The following is an 18,963-nucleotide window of genomic DNA, read 5'->3' as shown; positions in this document are numbered from 1 at the left end:
ACAAATGACCATTGAGGGAGGACAATGGCCGCTACCGCGCCCCGGTGAGATTTGGCGCGACTTTGGCACGACTTACGCTGCCAGCGCTTTCGTTGCGTTCGTGTTCGCGGCCTCGGGACCGGTGGCCGTTGTCCTGTCGGTCGGAGCGCAAGGGGGACTATCGGAATCGGATATGGCGTCGTGGCTGTTTGGCTGCTTTTTCATCAACAGTCTGGTCACCATCCCATTCTGTCTGATCTATCGCCAGCCGTTGGTCTTTTTCTGGACCATTCCAGGAACGGTCTTGGTCGGCCCGGCATTGGAGACCCTGACATTCCCTGAGGTCATCGGCGCCTTCTATGCCACGGGTGTATTAATGCTGCTGCTCGGCCTGACCGGCTGGGTGAAAAAACCGATGTCTGCTATTCCAATGCCCATCGTCATGGCGATGGTCGCCGGCGTATTTCTCAAGTTCGGCATCGATCTCATATTCGCGATGCGGGACGATTTCTGGATAGCAGCGCCGATGGCCGCAGCTTTCGTCGCCTTGACAGGATTGCCGCGCCTCGGCCGATATTTACCGCCGCTAATTGGAGCCCTTGTCGTCGGCATCATTGCGATGATCGCTCTGGACGCCTTCGCGCCGTTCGGCGCAGCACCCCTTGCTTTGGCCCCGCCAACGATCCAGATGCCCGATTTCTCGTGGCAGGCCATGGTCGAGCTTGTCGTGCCATTGGCCATCACCGTGCTGGTCGTTCAAAACGGTCAAGGTTTCGCGGTTTTGACCGCCGCCGGCCACAAGCCTCCGATCAACGCCATCGCCAGCGCCTGCGGTTTCGGATCGATGGCGGTCGCCGTGGTCGGCACGGCGCCGACCTGCCTCACCGGCCCGGTCAATGCCATTCTAGCCGGCAGCGGCGAAAAGAGCCGCCAATACACCGCAGGCCTCTTTGTCGCGTTCATCGCATTGGTATTCGGCATTCTTGCGCCAATTTTTACGCGATTCATGCTCGCAACGCCGCCATCATTCATCGCCGCCCTCGCCGGTCTGGCGATGTTGCGTGTCCTTCAGACGTCCTTCAATGTCTCCTTTCGGGGACGCTTTACGCTCGGTGCGCTGATGACTTTTCTGGTGACGGTTGCCGATATCTCGATCTTCAATATCGGCGCCCCATTCTGGGGTCTTGTGTTCGGATTCGCAACTTCGTGGATCCTCGAGCGCGATGACTTTCGCCACTTGATGGCCGGGAATGAGTAAGTGGCGAAACCGTGGCGGAATCATCTAGCGCGCGTAGAAACCCGTCGCTAAGGTAGTCCGCCGCACGGCAATGCCGATAATGAATCGGCTCGCGGGCCATCAAGCACAAAGAGCAAGGCCGGGTTCATCATGTTGTCCATCCTGTTCCTTGGTTTCCTCATCGGCATGCAGCATGCGCTGGAGGCGGACCACGTGGCCGCGGTGAGTAGTCTCGTGGCCAGGGAATCTTCCGTTGGCAGGGCCGTTCGTCATGGAACCGTCTGGGGCATCGGCCATACCGTGACACTGATGGGTTTCGCCGGAGCGGCGGTCCTGCTCAATGCCGCCATAGGACACGATATGGCGCTTTGGCTCGAACGCGGTGTCGGGGTCATGCTCGTCGCCCTTGGCGGGCACCTGCTCTACCGCCTTTGGCGTGACCGCATTCACTTCCACACCCATCGTCATGCCGACGGCAAGGTGCATTTTCACGCCCATTCACATGCCGGCGAATCAGGTTCGCACCGACTGCTCGGCCACGACCACACCCATGCACGCGGTATCCCGTTCAGAACGCTGTTGGTCGGTATGATGCATGGCATGGCGGGGTCGGCGGCACTGCTCGTCTTGTCAACCGCCGCGGTCGACGAGCCGGCCCTCGGCATGACCTATATCGTTTTCTTCGCGCTTGGTTCGGTTCTTGGCATGGCATTGCTCTCTGCATTGATCGCGCTACCACTTGCCCTTGCGTCTCGGTTCCTCACCTTGGGCAGCAAGGTAATCCAGGGAGCCGTCGGAGCCGGAACCGTCGCGTTTGGCGTCGTCATCTTGACGTGATGATCGGTATGAAGCCAGGTAAGCGCTCGTTTGGGCGTTAGGGGGAATAGAACATGGCGCGCGCGCTGTCCGACACAGCACTGACCCAGTTTCGAAACGACGGCTACTTCTTCCCGGTGCCAGTGCTTTCACAAACGTTGGTCGCCGACCTTCGCAACCAGCTCGAAACATTCGAGGCCGCTCAAGGTGGCGCGCTGAGACCCGAACAGCGCAACAAATCCCACCTGTTATTCAAATGGTTGGACGATCTGATCCGGGACCCGTGTGTTGTCGACCCAATCGAAGATATCCTCGGTCCCAACATCCTCTGCTGGAACACATTGCTGTGGATCAAAGAGGCCCATGCGCCGAGTTTTGTCTCCTGGCACCAGGACATTACCTATTGGGGGCTGGCCGGCGGCGAAGTCGTTTCGGCTTGGCTTGCTCTTTCTCCGGCAACGCTTGAAAGCGGTTGCATGCGCGTGCTCCCAGGCTCCCACATTGGGGACATCATGCAGCACGAGGATCGCTACGCCGATTCGAATATGCTGACCCGGGGCCAAGAGATTGTCGAGAAAATCGAAGACTCGGCGACGGTCGCCATGCCGCTTAGTCCGGGAGAGATGTCGCTCCACAATGTTCGGCTCGCGCACGCTTCGGGCCCCAACGTGTCGGATGACCGACGCATAGGTGTGTCGATGCATTTCATTCCGACTTCGGCCTATCAGAGCGTTGTCGGCTGGGATAGCGCCGCTCTGGTACGGGGCACGGACAGTCACCGCAACTTCCATCACACACCGCAGCCGGTACGTGATCTTGATCCCGATGCCGTCGAATTCCATCGCAAGGCGGCCGGCGTCGTGCGGGATATTCTTTACCATGGCGCCGAACACAAGACGGGGCGCCTATAGCCGCGATTTCAAGCCCGGCTGCCGGTCCGGTTAATCGAGGCCAATATGGAGTAGTCGACTTGGATTCGGGTGTTGTCTCCCAATACCAGCTCGATGTACAGGATGTCCTGATGCTGAGTATCCTTGTGCTCTATCTCGGCATGTTCCTGAACCGAAAGATCCGATTCCTCAGCGACTACTACATTCCGCCCGCCGTGACCGGTGGGCTCATCTGCAGTGCCGTTGTCGCCCTGATCTACAGCTTCGCCGACCTCGAAATACGATTCGATCTGCAGCTTCGCGATATTCTCTTGCTCGTCTTCTTCAGCACTATCGGGATATCGGCGAAATTCAGAACACTCGTCGCTGGCGGCAAGGCGCTCGCCTTACTCACCGTCATCGCCGGGGTCTTCCTGGTCGTCCAGGATATCACGGGTATCGGCCTTGCGATGCTTCTCGGCGTCGATCCGGGCTTCGGCTTGATGGGTGGAAGCGTTTCACTTGCCGGTGGTCACGGCACCGCAATCGCTTGGAGTGATGAAGCCGCGGCGGCGGGACTAGAAGGCGCTAACGAAATTGGCATCGCGTTTGCCACATTCGGATTGATTGCCGGCGGTCTTCTCGGCGGTCCGATTGCGAAGCGATTGATTACAAAGCACAAGCTGCGTGGACCGGAGGGCCGGGAGACCACGATAATCGACGCGGCGCCCAGGCCCGAAGGCGATACGACCACGCTGTTCGATAGCCTGACCGCCATTTTGGTTCTAACGATCTGCGTCGCGCTTGGCGGCTTCGTGAACGAGGCCTTGTTTGAACACGGAGTAGTGCTGCCTGGGTTTCTGACTTCCATGTTTGTCGGCATCGTCATCACGAACCTTTCCGACGTCTTCCGCTTTCGGATCCACCGCGTGATCATCGATCGGATCGGCGACGTCAGCCTTAACATCTTCCTCAGCATGAGCCTGATGAGCATGCAATTATGGATTCTGTCCAATGCCGCGGTGGCCATCGTCGTGGTGCTGATGATCCAGGTCCTGGTCATGACGCTCTTCGCGGTTCTTATCGTTTTTCGTGCCATGGGGCGGGACTACGATGCAAGCGTGATCACCGCTGGTTTCGTCGGCCTCGGTCTCGGTGCAACACCCGTGGCAATCGCGAACATGGACTCCATCACCCGCAACTTCGGGCCTTCGTCAAAGGCATTCTTGGTTGTGCCCTTGGTCGGCGCGTTTTTCATCGACATCTTGAATGCGGCGACGATCAAATTTTTCATCGAGATCATTTCCAAATGGCTGACGTGAACCGACGAGATGCATTGACAGGATTTCGGCGCGGGTATCGCGCGGAAACCTCAGGGAGCGCGATTTGAGCAGCCCCACCGAAACCGATTGGGCACCGCTTTCCGGTATTCGCATCTTGGATTTCACGCGGGTTCTGGCCGGCCCATTCTGTACGGCGCTGCTTGCCGACCTTGGCGCGGAGGTTATCAAGATCGAATCCCCACGGGGTGATGATTACCGATCGATTGGTCCGTTCAAGGATGGTGAGAGCGCGCTGTTCCAGATGATGAACCGCGGCAAGAAAAGCGTCGTCATCGACCTGAAAACCGCGCAGGGCGCGGCCTTGGCTCGGGAACTGGCGGCCCAGTCCGATGTCGTCGTCGAGAATTTCAAGCCGGGCGTGGCAGCACGGCTGGGGATTGGCTATGCACGCCTATCCGAAATCAAACCGGACCTCGTCTACGTGAGTGTGTCCGGATTCGGCCAGTCAGGACCCTTCTCCGAACGACCTGCCTATGACCTGATCGCGCAGGCGATGTCCGGCCTGATGTCGGTAACGGGGGACCCCGAGGGGCCGCCATTCATGGTCGGCGAGTCAATCGGCGATCTTTGCGCCGGGCTCTATGCCTCATGGGCGATCGCGATTGCCCTCCTCGGTCGTGAAAGATCGGGCCTCGGCACACATATCGATGTCGCCATGGTCGATGCGCTTTTTACATTCATGCCGATGGCCCTTAGCCAATGGCTATTTGCCGGACAGCTCCCGAAGCGGGTCGGGAATCGCCATCCCCTGTCGACCCCATTCGGGACATTTGGCGCGGCCGACGGGCATGTCGTGATTGCCGTATTGAGCAATGCCCAATTTACCCGGTTCACCGAGGTAATCGGACGAACGGAGATCGGCGAGGACGAGAGGTTTTCTTCCGATGAAGACCGTACGCGTCATGAGCCCATCTTGCGCGACATCATTGAGCAATGGAGCCGGAAGCACTCCGTGGCGAACATCGTCGAAATATTGACCGACGCCGATGTCCCAGCGGCACCGGTCTTGTCCGTCGACGAGGTCGCGACAGGCATGCAGGTGGTGGCGCGGCGGCTTCTGTCAACGCTATCCCACCCGCGGCTGGGCGAAATTCCGGCGATCAGGCAGCCGGTCCAATTCGGCGGCATCGCGCCGGGCCCATCGCGACCGGCCCCTGATTTGGGGCAGGATACTTACTCGATACTCTCGGATATGCTGGGCTATTCGAGGGAACGTATCGATGCCCTTGCCGAATCTGGCGCAATACCGATGGGAGAGAGGCCATGACGACGGGGCTCTCGGATACGGACCGGGCGATGTGCGACGCGGTCGCCGCCTATGCCACCGATAGGCTCGCCCCGGCAGCGCAGGAGATCGACGAAAGGGAAGAGTTTATTGCCCGACATTTGGCGGGGCTGTCGGAGCTCGGCATCATGGGCATGAATTTACCCGAGCAGTGGGGCGGGCCAGGGATGTCCGCGCCGGCCCTGTTGAGAGCGGTCGAGAGCATTGCCGGAGCATGCGCCGCGACTGCCTCCGCGGTCACCGCGCATTTTCTCGCTTCGGACTCAATACTGATCGGCGGCGACGATGACATCCGTCAGCGGTATCTGCCCGACGCAGCGACGGGCCGCAATCTTGGCGCATTCGCGCTAACCGAGCCGGGGGCCGGATCAAACCCGGCGGACATGCGGACGCGGGCGACAAGGTCGGAGAACGGATATCATATTGCCGGCACCAAGCACTTTATTTCGAACGGTGCGGTGGCGGATTTCATTGTGGTCTTTGCCGTCACCGATGCTGATGCCGGTCACCGCGGCATCAGCGCATTTATCGTCGATCGTGGGTCCCCCGGCCTGACATACGGCCCTGCCGAACCGACAATGGGCGTTCGCGGCGGACATATCTTCGAATTGTCGTTCGATTGCATCGTCCCGATCGAAAACCTGGTCGGAACGGAAGGTAGCGGATTTGGAACAGCCATGCGGGTGCTCGACAATGGACGCGTCGAAGTCGCCGGAATGTGTCTCGGTATCACCCAAGCCGCAATCGATGCCACGCTGTCCTGGGTCGAGGAACGCAAGGTCGGAGGCATGCAACTCGCCGAATATCAGGGCGTGCAGTGGATGCTGGCCGATATGGCAACCCAATGCGACGCTGCGCGACTCCTTGCCGAGAACGCGGCGAGCCTCCGCCAACAAGGTGCACGTTTCTCCAAGGAGGCATCGATGGCAAAACTGTTCGCCTCCGAAATGGCGGCAAAGGTGACCGACTTGGCTTTACAATTGCATGGCGGCTACGGGTTTAGCCGCGCATTGCCCTTGGAGCGCTATGTGCGCGATGTCCGAATCATGCGTATCTTCGAAGGCGCGTCCGAAGTCCAACGCAACATCATCGCCCGCCAAATCCTCGGCTAGCGGCCGCCTCGGTTTCTATTGAACCACTCCGTGCCCCGCACCTCGAATGGGGGGCCTGGACAATGCCGATACAGACGCCGCGACCGACTCATCGGATATCGACGGGCATTCCCGGTTATCCTAAGGTTTTCGGAAATTGACGGAACTTCACCCTGTCGTAGTCGATGGCGACGGGACGAGATCTTTGGGAGGAGCTAGATGAACGTTGCGGTCGATGAATATACGACCTTCGAACTTGGTGACGTCAGCCTGCAATCGGGCGCGGTGTTGCCGGCCGCGAAACTTGTCTATCGGACCTGGGGCGAACTGAATGGCGCCGGTGACAACGTCGTCGTCCTTCCGACCTACTACACCGGTACCCACCGTGACTGCGCCGGCTATATCGGCGAAGGCCGTGCGATAGACCCCGCCCGACATTTCATCGTATCGCCAAACCTGTTCGGCAACGGCTTGTCGTCATCGCCCAGCAATACCGCCGCGCCGTTCGATGGTCCTCGTTTTCCGAGGACGACTTTCTACGACAACGTCGCGTGCCAGCATCGGCTGTTGACCGAGGAGCTCGGCGTCGAGCGCATCGCCCTGGTTACCGGGTGGTCGATGGGCGGTTGCCAATCCTACCAGTGGGCCGCCCAGTTTCCCGACATGGTACGGAGCATCTTGCCGTTTTGCGGCTCGGCGAAGACGTCGCCACACAATTTCGTTTTTCTCGACGGTATCCGGGTGGCGTTGCAAGCGGATTGCGCTTGGAATGGCGGAGAATACAGCGCGCCTCCCGAAGTCGGCCTCAGGGCCTTTGGTCGCGTCTATGCCGGCTGGGCCTACTCGCAAACCTTCTACCGTGAAGGGCAGTACCGCGAGCTCGGATTCGATAGCGTAGAGGAACTGCTGCTGGACTGGGAGGAGGACCATCTGAATTGGGACGCCAACGATCTACTGGCGATGCTGTGGACGTGGCAGCAAGGCGATATTAGCGCCAATGCTCTCTATGACGGAGACTTCGCACGTGCGCTCGACGCGATCCAAGCGCGCGCGATCGTCATGCCATGCACGACCGACCTCTATTTCCCGCCGGAAGACAACATGATCGAGATTCAACAGATGCGTAGCGCCGAGCTGCGGATCTTCGACTCGTCATGGGGGCATTGCGTCGCCTCACCGGGCCGGCATCCGGGCTTCACCGCGTTCTTCGACGATGCCTGCCGCGAGCTATTGGCCGATACCTAGGCGGGCCGCAAACCGAACCCATGGCCATGGCCTGGCCGGCATTATCGTAAAGGCTCGAATCGGGTTTCGTGCATCAGGAATATCGCGGTGATCAGAGTCACCGCCCCGCATCCCGCGATCCAGAATGCGGGCGCGATCGGATTGCCGGTCGCGGTGATGAGCCAAGCGGCAATCAGCGGCGTGGTGCCACCGAAATAGCCGATCGAGGCATTGTAGGCAAAGGCCAGCCCGGTGCAGCGTACGGCGTGCGGAATCATTTCGACCATGGCGGGAACGATCCCTCCGGCCAACAGACCGAGTGCAAGTACGAACCCGAGTTCTCCCAGGAAAATCGTCGGCGGATCGGTGGTGTGGATCAGCATAAAGAAAGGGACCGCGCCAAACGCGAGCAATGTTGCACCGGCGATCACCATCGGCTTTCGCCCTATACGGTCCGCCGCCCAGGCCGCCAGCGGCATGATAAGCAGCAGTAGCGTCATTGCACCGGTATTCAGATTGAACGCGACGTTCTCCGGCAAATTGTCGATGTCGCGGATGTAGGTCACCGCGTACACGAAGGCAGCGTAGAAGCCGACGCCATTGCCCACATTGAGCAATGCCACCTTGATCACGGCCCAGCGATGCACGCCGAACGAATCGCGAATCGGACTCCTGGTCTGACCGCCTGGTTCCACTATTTGCAGCGAGTTTCGAATAACGAAACCGACGCCCGCGACAAGAATTCCGGCGAAGAACGGCAGCCGCCAACCCCAGCTGGTGATTTGCTGCTCGGTCAGTACCGTGGTCAACAGATCGCCGATCCCCGACCCGATCAGAATGCCCAAGACCGCGCCCCAAGGGCCCCAGATCGCGTTTGTCGCACGACTATTGGCGGGTGCGTTTTCGACCAGGAAAACGACCGAACCCGTATATTCGCCCCCGACCGAGAGGCCCTGCACGATGCGCAACAGGACGATCAAGACCGGCGCCGCAATTCCGATCGTCTGGTAGGATGGCAGGCAGCCGATCAACACGGTCGGCAATGCCATCGCTAGCATGGATAGGATCAACGCCCGCTTGCGGCCAACGAGATCGCCAATGCGCCCAAAAACCAGGCCGCCCAACGGACGAACCAGAAATCCGGCGGCGAAGGCGCCGAACGCTGCGATCAAGGAAACGGCGGGATCCTCGGAGGGGAAGAAAAGCTGTCCGATGACGGTCGCGAAGTAGCCGTAGACGGCGAAATCGTACCACTCCATTACATTCCCCACCAAACCGGCGAGGATGACCCGCTGGCGTGACGGCAGGACTTGCGACTCGGTCATAGGATTGAGTCCCGGTGAAATGCGTTTGAACGGCCGACCCCTATAGCAAGATTGGGACCGTCCCGATAGGGGTGGCGACTTGGGCCGATCGCGATTGGGAGAATGGGTGCCGTTTCGCGGGGGTCATCGGAGAACCAAAAAAATTGGCCCGCTCTCACAATTGTCTTGAAGGTCGGTATTACCGAAACATCCGACGATATCAGGCGGGCTGCTGCAGACGGCGAACATCCCCGGCGTCGGAATCGCCGACATAGACGCCGAACAGATCATTGCGCCGCTCGTCGATATATCGGCGGAGCATTGTCTGCGTAGCCTGGTCCGTAAGATCATCCCACGGGATTTCGTCGAAGCCGCACAACCGGGTCTGTTTTGGGTCCGGCACGAAATCCTTTAACACCGTGCCGCGATAGAAGACCTGCAGCCCGTGATTGTCGTCGTCATAGACCGAGAACAGAAACTCGATCTCGGCGTGGACCCCATTCTCGGCGAGGAGGCCCAGAAGACCGCCCGAATCGGCACTCCCATCGCCCAAGCTGGCGCTGACCGGCAGAGTGAGATGGCCGGTTCCGGGATCGACCAGGAAGAGTAACCTTCCGTCTGTTTCCAGAATCGCACCGACCTGCCGTTTTCGCCCCTCAGACCGGCCGACCGCCACCTGGTCGAGACCCGGGGAAACATAGTTGCTTCGGCAATAGCCGAGCGGGCTGCGTGTCGAGTGGGTGAAGTCGAGGACTCGTCCGATCAGGATCATATGATCGCCCGCCTCGACGCGTTGGTGCACAACGCAATCGAGCCAGGCGACCGCATCCTCGAACAAGGGACAGCCGCGTCCGCCCGGATTCCAGCCGACCTGGGCGAATTTTTCCGGGTGCTTGGAAGCAAAAATATTGGAAACCTCGCGATGATGCTCGCTCAAGATATTGACGCCGAAATGCTCCGCCTCGGAAAATACGCCATAGCTATGGGCGTGGTTGCCGATACAAATCAGCACAAGCGGCGGATCCATCGATACGGAGGTAAAGGAATTCGCCGTGAACCCGCGAGGTCTGCCCAATTCGTCGACAGTCGTGACGACCGTGACACCGGTCAGAAAACAGCCCAGCGCCTTCCGGTATTCGAGGGAATCAAAGTCACCGCCTGCCACAACGCTTTCCTTCGTCACCGCATTGGTCGTCCATTGTAACCGTCCAGGGCGTCTCGCCCTAGCATTTCGCGGTGGCTCGCCTCTTCCAAGCGTGCGAAATTTAGCCACCCGGTGCCTGGAAACCGGCCCCCGCATTGCTTCGAAGGCGGAACGATGACGACACCCTTCCCGCACCTATTCGAGCCGCTGAAGGTCGGATCGGTAACGCTCAAGCATCGGCTCAATTTCGGCGCCCATACCAACAACATGTCGGTCGACGGGCTGCCCGGCGAGCGAATGCGTGGCTACTACGAAGAGCGCGCGCGTGGTGGAGCGGCGATGATCGTCGTCGAACCGGTGCCGATTCACCGCACCGGGGTTTTAACCCGGGGCAATCTTCGCCACGACGACGATTCCATTATTCCGGCCTTCCGTAGGATCACCGACACTTGCCACGGCATCGGCGCGGTCATGATTCACCAGCTTTACCATGTCGGCCAGCACGGCGATTATGACAATTCGTACGAGCCCAACTGGTCACCGTCCGGATTACCGTCCTATCACGACAGCGACGGCAGCCACTCCGTCAGCGAGTCTGAGATCGAAGAGCTCATTGAGGGCTTCGTCGCGGCAGCCCTACGGGCCAGGGAATCGGGCTTCGACGGCGTCGAGATTTTTGCCGCCTATCACTCGTTGCCCGAGCAATTCTGGACGCCATGGTCGAACCGACGCGACGATCGGTGGGGCGGAAGTCTCGAGAATCGAACCAGGTTTTCCGCCGAAGTGCTACGGCGCATTCGCGAAGCAACCGGGCCCGATTTCGTCATAGGCATGGCCTTGAGCCTCGACCCAACGACCGAAGTGTCGTTGTCGATCGAAGCCCTCCAGGAGGTGGTCGCTTGGCATGACGCTCGGGGGCTGGTCGACTATGTAACCTGCGGCACCGGCGGCTATTTCGACTTTCCCCAGCTCATCCCAACGTTCCTCTATGCGGAGAACCTGGGTCCGCCCTTCGCCGAGGCACTCAAGCAAGCCGTGATCCACGCCAAGGTCCAGGCCGAAAGCCACATACGTACTCCGGAAAATGCGGACTACGTAATCGCCTCCAATCAGGCCGACATGGTCAGTATCGTGCGTGGCCAAATTGCCGATCCCCATCTTGCGAACAAAGCTCGCGAAGGACGCCCCGAAGACATTCGTCGGTGCATCTCGTGCAACCAGATGTGCTGGGGACGTCGCTCCCGCGACTATTGGATCTCATGCTTGGTTAATCCGTCGGCCGGCCGTGAGTTCGAGTGGGGCGGTGACCGATTCACGCCCTCGCCGATCCCGCGCCGGATCTTGGTCATCGGCGGCGGCCCGGCCGGGATCGAGGCCGCGCGGGTGTTGGCCGAACGGGGCCATCAAGTGACCCTAACCGAGGCGGCCAACGACTTGGGCGGGCAATTTCGCCTGGCAGGGCTGCAGCCGCGGCGGGGTCAGATCCTCGACTTGCTGGAATGGTACGAAGGCCAGCTGCGAAAACATCAAGTAACGATCCAGTTGAACGCATTCGTCGACGCCGCGGATGTCGTCGCCTTCGCTCCGGATGCGGTAATTGTCGCCACCGGTTCGTGGCCTTCGGGCACCGGCTTTCAGCGGGCGTTGCCACAATTCGATTCGTTGCCGGGGATCGAACGCGGAAACACATGGTCGGTCGAGGATGTGATGGGAAAGGCGGCTCGGCTTGGCCGGCGCATACTCGTGATCGACGATGGCGGCAATTGGCGCGGCTGCGGCACCGCATGGCATCTCGCCGAGGCCGGCTACGACGTGACCCTCGCATCCCCCGATCCTATGATCGGCCGCGAACTCGTGCGCACAAGCGCCGACTACCCGCTTCGTGAGAAGCTCAAGCAGTTGGGCACAGAGATGTTGATAAATACGGCGCTACGGGAGTGGCACGGCGATGCCGCCACCCTTCTCGATCTGCTCGATGGCCAGACCGAGCACCGTTCCTTTGATAGCCTCGTCCTGGCGACACCAAATGCCGCCCAATCGGGCCTCGCCGCGGATCTCGCCGATACCGAGCTAGAGCTTCATAGCATTGGCGATTGTGTCGCTCCGCGCCACGCGCCGGCGGCGATCTACGAGGGCCGGCGGTTGGGACTTTCTCTTTAGGCGCGGTCGATGTCCGGCGGTTAATCGCTGTGCAAGACCAGCTGAGCGAGTTCGATAGCCCGGTCCCAATCAATTCCATTCGTGAAGTCACGATACAGGGGGTGGTCACATTCGTGCGGCGCGATCAGAGGGCGTTGTCCCACATCCTGCCACCTGATGTCACAGGCCAAATTCTCCAATTCCTCGCCATTTGGGGTTCGAACGTAACCCGGCATGGTCACCGTGAGCCAACCGAAGCTGCCGTCGCCGCTTTGATCTTGATCGAAGGTTTCGACATAACGCGCGAAACTCTCGGGGCTCTGGCTGACCCAAACTCCCCACAAGAACGGATCTTGCGTGTCCCGAATTGGAATTTCCAATAAACCACGTACGAAAAATGTGTCTTCATCAATGACACAGGTATCGCGATCAATTCGGATGCGGTGCTCCCGCTCGGATTTGGGAACCAGGAAGTATTGGTGGGGTCGCGCATAAGCGAATGACGGTGAACCGGTGTGGACTTCGCCACATTGATCGCAGCGGAACTCGAATGATTTTACCCGTTTGTCGCCAAACCCCTGTCGGTCACCCGCCATTCGACACCTCCATTGAGCAACATTCGATTCTACCCGAAAACGAAGAGTAATTCCCCTGCGGCGGGCATTTGAGCCATCCGTCAGGAGAGGCGGCATCCGGGCCCATCGGGTGGCGCGTTGAATGTTCAGCCGTCATGTCCGGGCGCCTGATCACGCACCTTTTCCCACAGGAACCGAGCCGTCATCAGGTCGAGATGCGCGCCGCCGGCATTCTTGAACATGGTGATTTGATCCGCGGAGATGCGCCCCGCAACCTTGGCTGCACAGAGTTCGAAAAGATCGCCTCTAATGTCTTCCGGCGCCATCAGACCCTGCTCGATGGCACGGTCCAAATCGCCGCAATGGCCAACCGTGAACCAACGGGTATCGACATAGACGTCGGCCATTGCAGCGACCCGAGGCGCTGCCTCCGCCATTTCCGTCGTGAACGAGCCGACCAGGTCGAGATGGCTCCCCGGAGCGAGCCACTCCGCCTGGATCAACGGATCCTGCGCCATCGTCGCACAGCAAATGATGTCGCCTGCACGAACCGATTCTTCCAAGTCTTCCGCCGCCGTGACCTCCAGCCCCGGGCGTACTAACCGATCGCAAAGCGCCACCGCGCGCTCTGCGGTACGGTTCCACAAAGTTACCCGCTCGACCGACGAGCACGAAATCAGATGCGCTTCGATCAAGTGGGGTGCCAGGGCGCCGGCTCCGACCATGACCAGATGGCGACTATCGCGTCGCGCAAGAAAACGCGCGCCGAGCGCCGAATCGGCGGCCGTTTTCAGGTAAGTCAGGGCGGTGCCGTCGATCGCCGCCAGCAATCGCCCATCCCCACCGTCGAACAAATTGTAGATCGCCTGTACCGAAGGAACCCCTGCAGACTGCGTGTCATTACCTGGAAAAATGGTCACCAACTTCGCGCCCAGAATTTCGCCCGGCTGCCAGGCCGGCCAGATGAGGAACCCGTTGCGCGTCTTGTCCCGTGCTTCGGTTTCAAGAAGGACACGCTCGACCATTGGCACCGGGGCCTGATGATCGCGCTCGAGCGCATCCATCAATGCGCTGAAATCGCCAGCTTCATAGACTTGGCGGGCGTCGATGAATCGCATTTGACGGGCAATATTTCTTGGAAACACCTGGTTCACCCAGCCTTTCACGAATCCGATAACAATGGAATATTTCCGGCTATACTAATTTCGATCCAGCATACCGAAGGGAAGTTCGAAATCCTGTGACTTGGATCAGCAACGATCGAGGCTAGCCATGAGCGAACACGGATACGAAAGCGGGCGGTTGGACCTGCCGTTTGTCGGCCACTGTACTTTCGGGAAGCAGCCGATCTGCCTCGACTGGAACGCGATCGATGCCGATGTGGCAATTCTTGGTGCGCCCTTCGACATGGGGACCCAATATCGCGCCGGCGCGCGGTTTGGGCCGCGTGCGATTCGTGAGGCATCCACGCTTTTTTCCTTCGGCCACAGCGGCGCCTATGACTTCGAAGACGACGTCACGTATTTACCGGCGGATAAAGTGCATATGGTCGATATGGGTGACGCCGATATGGTTCATACCGATACGATCAAGAGCCACGACAATATCGAATTCGCCGTCCGTAAGATACTCGATGCCGATGCGCTACCGGTCGTGCTGGGCGGCGATCATTCCGTTCATATCCCCTGCATCAAGGCCTTCAACGACAAGCCGCCGGTTCATTTGATTCACGTCGATGCACACCTCGATTTCGTCGACGAGCGTCATGGCGTTCGATATGGCCACGGCAATCCGCTGCGCCGTGCCTCCGAAATGAAGCACGTGACCGGTATGACCCAACTGGGCATCCGCAACGTATCTTCGTCGAACCGGTCGGACTACGACGCGGCGCGCGCGGCCGGATCGGACATCCTGTCGGTGCGCCATGTGCGCCACCTTGGCCGCGACGGCGTACTCGAACGAATCCCGAAAGGCGTTCGCTATTATTGCACCATCGATATCGATGGCTTCGATCCGTCGATCGCCCCGGGGACCGGCACGCCGAGCCATGGCGGATTCCTCTATTACGAAATTCTCGAAATCCTCCAGGGATTGGTCAGACAGGGAGACGTCGTCGGCATTGATCTCGTCGAAGTCGCGCCCGACTATGACCGTGACGGCACGACGACATTCCTGGCCGCGCAATTGTTGCTGAATTTCCTCGGGTTCATTTTCCACGAGCGCGATCTCAGGTCGAGTGATGCCGCCTTGTCCGCGGAAGCAAGAATCAAGGAAAAAGTTACGACCTAACTGCGATGCCGCCACTCGGTTTAGGGTTCGGGCATCGGTGCGGCGCGCGGCCGCGCTCCCATGGTCAGCGCGCCCATTATGTCGAATTGAACGATGCTATTGCTTGCAGCTGCCATTCGGGCAACGGTTGATTCTATGGCATCGTACCGATCGTAAGGCCGAATCCCGCCTCAAGACCGAAAGTGGATCCCGGCGTTTGAGTTTCCGTACCGATCCGGGCTTGCCGGCATTCCGCCGTCACGGTTGACGTTGCGGACGCGGATGTGGTCACGGGATTCGAGTGGGATGTTGCGGTGGCTTGTGTCAGGTTCTCGTCGTACCGTGGCACCGTATCGGACAAAAAAATTGCGGCTAACAAACATCTGGCATATGGTATACCAAGAACACCGATACCCACAATTTGCCCGCACCTGCTGGAGGTTCAAGCCATGAACATTCACGAATATCAGGCAAAGAAGATCCTCGCGGGCTACGGCATACCTATCCCCGCCGGTGAAGTCGCGGAAACCCCGGCGGACGCCGCATCCGTCGCGCGCAAGATCGACGGCCGCGCCTGGGCGGTGAAGGTGCAGGTTCATGCCGGCGGACGCGGAAAGGCACGGGGTGTCCGCCTGGTAAAGACGACGGAAGAGGTTACCGCCGCCGCACGCGACCTCCTCGGCAATCGGATCGTCACGGACCAGACCGGTCCGGAGGGCAAGGCCGTCCATCAGGTATATATCGAACAGGCGGTCGGCATCGTTCAGGAAGTTTATCTTGCCGCCCTGGTCGACCGCTCGGCCGGGCGGGTGGCATTCATCGGCGCGAAAGAAGGCGGCGAAGACATCGAGGAAACGGCGATCGCGCACCCGGACCGGATCGCGCGGTTGGTTATCGATCCTGACGTCGGATTCGACCGAAGCGCGGCGATGGCATTCGCTGCTAAACTCGGGCTCGATGGCGACCTCGCCGCGTCGGCGGCCGATGTCATGAAGGGAACCTACGACGCGTTTATCGAAAACGATGCCAGCCTGATCGAAATCAATCCCCTTGTCGTAACCAACCAAGGAACCTTGGTTGCGCTCGACGTCAAGATGGTGCTCGACGACAACGCTTTGTACCGTCATCGCGAGCTCGATTCATTGCGCGATGTCAACGAGGTTGACCCAAGCGAGGTCGAGGCGAAGCGGTTCGAGTTAAACTATGTAAAACTGGGCGGCGATATCGGCGTGATGGTCAACGGTGCCGGATTGGCGTTGGCGACGGTCGACCTGTTGAAGGAACGTGGTGGAGACCCGGCTGATTTCATGGATATTCGGCCGGTCGCAACACGCGACCAAATCGCGACGGGATTCAAGATGCTGCTTTCCAACCCGAAGATCAGGGCCATCTTGGTCAACATCTATGGCGGCGGCATTCTGCGTTGCGACACGGTCACCGAAGGTGTCGCCGCGTCGTGCAAGGAGCTCGGATTGCGGGTACCGCTTATCGTTCGGACCGCCGGTACGAACAAGGAACTAGCCGAAAAGGCGCTCACCGCACGTGGCGTTCCTGTGGTTTTTGCCCGCGATATGATGGACGCTGCGGACAAAGTAATTGCCGCCGCGAAGAGGGCATGACGGGATGGCCATTCTGATCAATTCGGATACCAAAGTTATTTGCCAGGGCCTAACCGGACACGTGGCCACCTATCACATGGAACGTGCCATTGCCTACGGCACCAACGTTGTCGGCGGAGTTGTTCCTGGAAAGGGTGGGCAAAAACATCTTGGCCTGCCGGTTTTCGATTCGGTTGCTCAGGCGGTTGCCGAAACCGGCGCCACCGCAAGCGCAGTCTTCGTACCGCCGCAATCGGCCGCCGCTGCCATCATCGAAGCGGTGGAGGCGGAGATCCCGTTGGCTGTTTGTGTAACGGAACGGGTGCCGGTGCTCGACATGGTTCGCGTCAAGCGGCGCCTCGAAGGATCGAAGACTCGGCTCATCGGTCCGAATTCGCAAGGAATTATCGTTCCCGGACGATGCAAGATAGGTGTCATGCCGGCTCACCTCGAGCGCCCGGGAGGTGTCGGCATCGTGTCCCGGTCGGCGTCGCTGACGTCCGAAGTCGTGGATCAGGTAACCGCATACCGGCTCGGGCAATCGACTTCCGTCGGTATCGGCGGCGACCCGGTCTATGGCATGGGCTTCGTCGATTGCCTGGAGCTATTTTTCGCCGATCCAGAAACGACCGCCATCATCATGCTTGGAGAAATTGGCGGCACCGCCGAAGAAGAGGCTGCCGAATATATTCAGCAATCAAAGCCGACGAAGCCGATTGTAGCGTATGTCGCGGGTGTCCACGCACCGACCGAACGCCGCATGGGGCACGCCGGAACCGTCAATGTCTTCGGTCGCGGCACGGCGTCAGTAAAGATCGACGCCTTGCGTGCAGCGGGCGTCCTTATCGCTCCCTCCGCTGCCGAGGTTGGCAGCACAGTGCGCGATGCGCTCAATGGATAGATCGGCGCCTCGCCGACTCAGGATGCAGGGTTGTGCGGGAGCGATCCGCACGGTTTGATTTTGCGCCCGAATCTCGCTAAACAGCGTCGCAAGGGCACAGAATTCGACCGGCCGAATCCGAGACGGGGCCCAACGCCTGATCGGCGACAAGGCTCCCCGGAAATCTGAACGCGCCGTTACGAGTGCACCTGGGGGATCGAAAAGCATGAAGATCTGCATCTATGGTGCGGGCGCGATCGGCGGCTATCTTGGCGCACAGCTTGCTATCAGCGGCCTCGATGTTTCCTTGATAGCCCGCGGTGCTCACCTCGAAGCGATGAGGGCGAACGGTCTGCGCCTTAAGATCGACGGCGAAGAACGGGTGACGCGTCCGTTCTGCACCGACGATCCTACCGAGGCGGGACCGCAGGACTACGTCATCGTCACCCTCAAATCTCACCAAGCATGCGATATCGTTGAGCAGATGCTGCCTCTGTTCGGCAATGATACGTCTCTCGTGACCGCGCAGAACGGCGTTCCCTGGTGGTATTTCTACAAACTCGGCGGCCCCTACGATGGCCGCTACGTTGAATCGGTCGATCCCGGGGGGCGCCAATGGCGGACGCTCCATCCCGAGCGGGCAATCGGCTGCGTTGTTTTTCCGGCGACGGAGATCGAAGCGCCGGGAATCGTCCGGCACGTCTACGGCAACAAATTCACTCTCGGCGAACCGAACGGTGAGGTATCGACCCGCTGCGAAACGCTGAGCCGGGCGATGATCGATTCAGGATTGCAGGCGCCGATCCGCACCAACATCCGCGACGACATTTGGAAGAAGTTGTGGGGAAATCTCTGTTTCAATCCGATCAGCGCGCTGACCCATGCCACTCTCGACATCGTGGCTACCGATTCGGGAACCAGGGCCGTGGCCCGCAACATGATGCTCGAAGCAAAGGAAATCGGTGAGAAGCTGGGCGTCGAGTTCCGCATCGATGTCGACGAAAGGATTGATGGCGCGGCGGCGGTCGGCGCTCACCGAACATCGATGCTGCAGGATCTGGACCACGGCCGCGCGATGGAAATCGACGCGCTGGTGACCGCCGTTCAGGAACTGGGCCGGCTAACCGACACCGAAACGCCCTATATCGACACCGTGCTGGCACTGGTTCAACAACGCGGCAGCGTCGCCGGGCTTTACGACAGCTGAACGG

16 protein-coding genes are annotated in these 18,963 nt (G+C 59.8%); 12 read left to right on the top strand and 4 right to left on the bottom strand.

The genetic code is table 11. From position 1 onward, the window contains the following. The first annotated feature begins 4 nt into the window (after positions 1-4). The 7 genes from GY791_07370 to GY791_07340 all read left to right on the top strand — a co-directional run bounded on the left by GY791_07370 (position 5) and on the right by GY791_07340 (position 7,865). Positions 5-1,237: a benzoate transporter gene (locus tag GY791_07370; protein ID MCP4328239.1), complete on the top strand. Its 1,233-nt coding sequence runs from the start codon at positions 5-7 to the stop codon at positions 1,235-1,237. A 129-nt stretch (positions 1,238-1,366) separates the two neighbouring features. Beyond that, the gene (locus GY791_07365) at positions 1,367-2,053 is read left to right on the top strand and encodes an urease accessory protein (protein MCP4328238.1); all 687 of its coding nucleotides are present in this window, start codon (positions 1,367-1,369) and stop codon (positions 2,051-2,053) included. A gap of 53 nt (positions 2,054-2,106) precedes the next feature. After that, complete coding sequence (locus tag GY791_07360) at positions 2,107-2,943, top strand: phytanoyl-CoA dioxygenase family protein (GenBank protein MCP4328237.1); 837 nt, start codon at positions 2,107-2,109, stop codon at positions 2,941-2,943. A 110-nt stretch (positions 2,944-3,053) separates the two neighbouring features. Beyond that, positions 3,054-4,223 (top strand): sodium/glutamate symporter, encoded by a 1,170-nt coding sequence (gltS, locus tag GY791_07355; protein ID MCP4328236.1) that lies wholly within the window; start codon positions 3,054-3,056, stop codon positions 4,221-4,223. A 64-nt stretch (positions 4,224-4,287) separates the two neighbouring features. Beyond that, complete coding sequence (locus GY791_07350) at positions 4,288-5,511, top strand: CoA transferase (protein MCP4328235.1); 1,224 nt, start codon at positions 4,288-4,290, stop codon at positions 5,509-5,511. Then, on the top strand, positions 5,508-6,641 hold the full coding sequence (locus tag GY791_07345) for an acyl-CoA dehydrogenase (GenBank protein MCP4328234.1): 1,134 nt from the start codon (positions 5,508-5,510) through the stop codon (positions 6,639-6,641). Before GY791_07350 ends, GY791_07345 begins: the two co-directional genes overlap by 4 nt. A gap of 198 nt (positions 6,642-6,839) precedes the next feature. Continuing rightward, on the top strand, positions 6,840-7,865 hold the full coding sequence (locus tag GY791_07340) for an alpha/beta fold hydrolase (GenBank protein ID MCP4328233.1): 1,026 nt from the start codon (positions 6,840-6,842) through the stop codon (positions 7,863-7,865). A 41-nt stretch (positions 7,866-7,906) separates the two neighbouring features. Here the strand turns inward: GY791_07340 and GY791_07335 are convergent, their stop codons facing one another. Further along, positions 7,907-9,169, bottom strand: coding sequence for an MHS family MFS transporter (locus tag GY791_07335; GenBank protein MCP4328232.1), 1,263 nt, complete (start codon positions 9,167-9,169; stop codon positions 7,907-7,909). Positions 9,170-9,368: 199 nt separating this feature from the next. Continuing rightward, a complete protein-coding gene (locus GY791_07330; GenBank protein ID MCP4328231.1) occupies positions 9,369-10,448 on the bottom strand; it encodes a flavin reductase in 1,080 nt (359 codons plus the stop codon). An 18-nt stretch (positions 10,449-10,466) separates the two neighbouring features. Here GY791_07330 and GY791_07325 point away from each other — a divergent pair, with 18 nt between their 5' ends. Continuing rightward, a complete protein-coding gene (locus GY791_07325; protein MCP4328230.1) occupies positions 10,467-12,452 on the top strand; it encodes an FAD-dependent oxidoreductase in 1,986 nt (661 codons plus the stop codon). 20 nt (positions 12,453-12,472) lie between these two features. Here GY791_07325 and GY791_07320 read toward each other — a convergent pair whose 3' ends face one another. Next, the gene (locus GY791_07320; protein ID MCP4328229.1) at positions 12,473-13,027 is read right to left on the bottom strand and encodes a DUF2199 domain-containing protein; all 555 of its coding nucleotides are present in this window, start codon (positions 13,025-13,027) and stop codon (positions 12,473-12,475) included. Between the two features lie 125 nt (positions 13,028-13,152). Beyond that, positions 13,153-14,124, bottom strand: a complete 972-nt coding sequence (locus tag GY791_07315; GenBank protein MCP4328228.1) for an ornithine cyclodeaminase — start codon at positions 14,122-14,124, stop codon at positions 13,153-13,155. 154 nt (positions 14,125-14,278) lie between these two features. Here GY791_07315 and speB point away from each other — a divergent pair, with 154 nt between their 5' ends. From speB to GY791_07295, 4 genes are all read left to right on the top strand, one after another. Further along, entirely contained in the window at positions 14,279-15,295 is a 1,017-nt protein-coding gene (gene speB / locus GY791_07310; protein ID MCP4328227.1) for an agmatinase, read from the top strand. 428 nt (positions 15,296-15,723) lie between these two features. After that, positions 15,724-16,893, top strand: a complete 1,170-nt coding sequence (sucC, locus tag GY791_07305; GenBank protein MCP4328226.1) for an ADP-forming succinate--CoA ligase subunit beta — start codon at positions 15,724-15,726, stop codon at positions 16,891-16,893. 4 nt (positions 16,894-16,897) lie between these two features. Next, positions 16,898-17,773 (top strand): succinate--CoA ligase subunit alpha, encoded by an 876-nt coding sequence (gene sucD / locus GY791_07300; protein MCP4328225.1) that lies wholly within the window; start codon positions 16,898-16,900, stop codon positions 17,771-17,773. 205 nt (positions 17,774-17,978) lie between these two features. Next, positions 17,979-18,959, top strand: coding sequence for a 2-dehydropantoate 2-reductase (locus GY791_07295; protein MCP4328224.1), 981 nt, complete (start codon positions 17,979-17,981; stop codon positions 18,957-18,959). Positions 18,960-18,963: the final 4 nt, after the last annotated feature.

Source organism: Alphaproteobacteria bacterium (assembly GCA_024244705.1).
GTDB lineage: Bacteria > Pseudomonadota > Alphaproteobacteria > JAAEOK01 > JAAEOK01 > JAAEOK01.
Note: the sequence above shows the minus strand (reverse complement) of the source record. Positions and strands in the feature narration are given on the sequence as shown.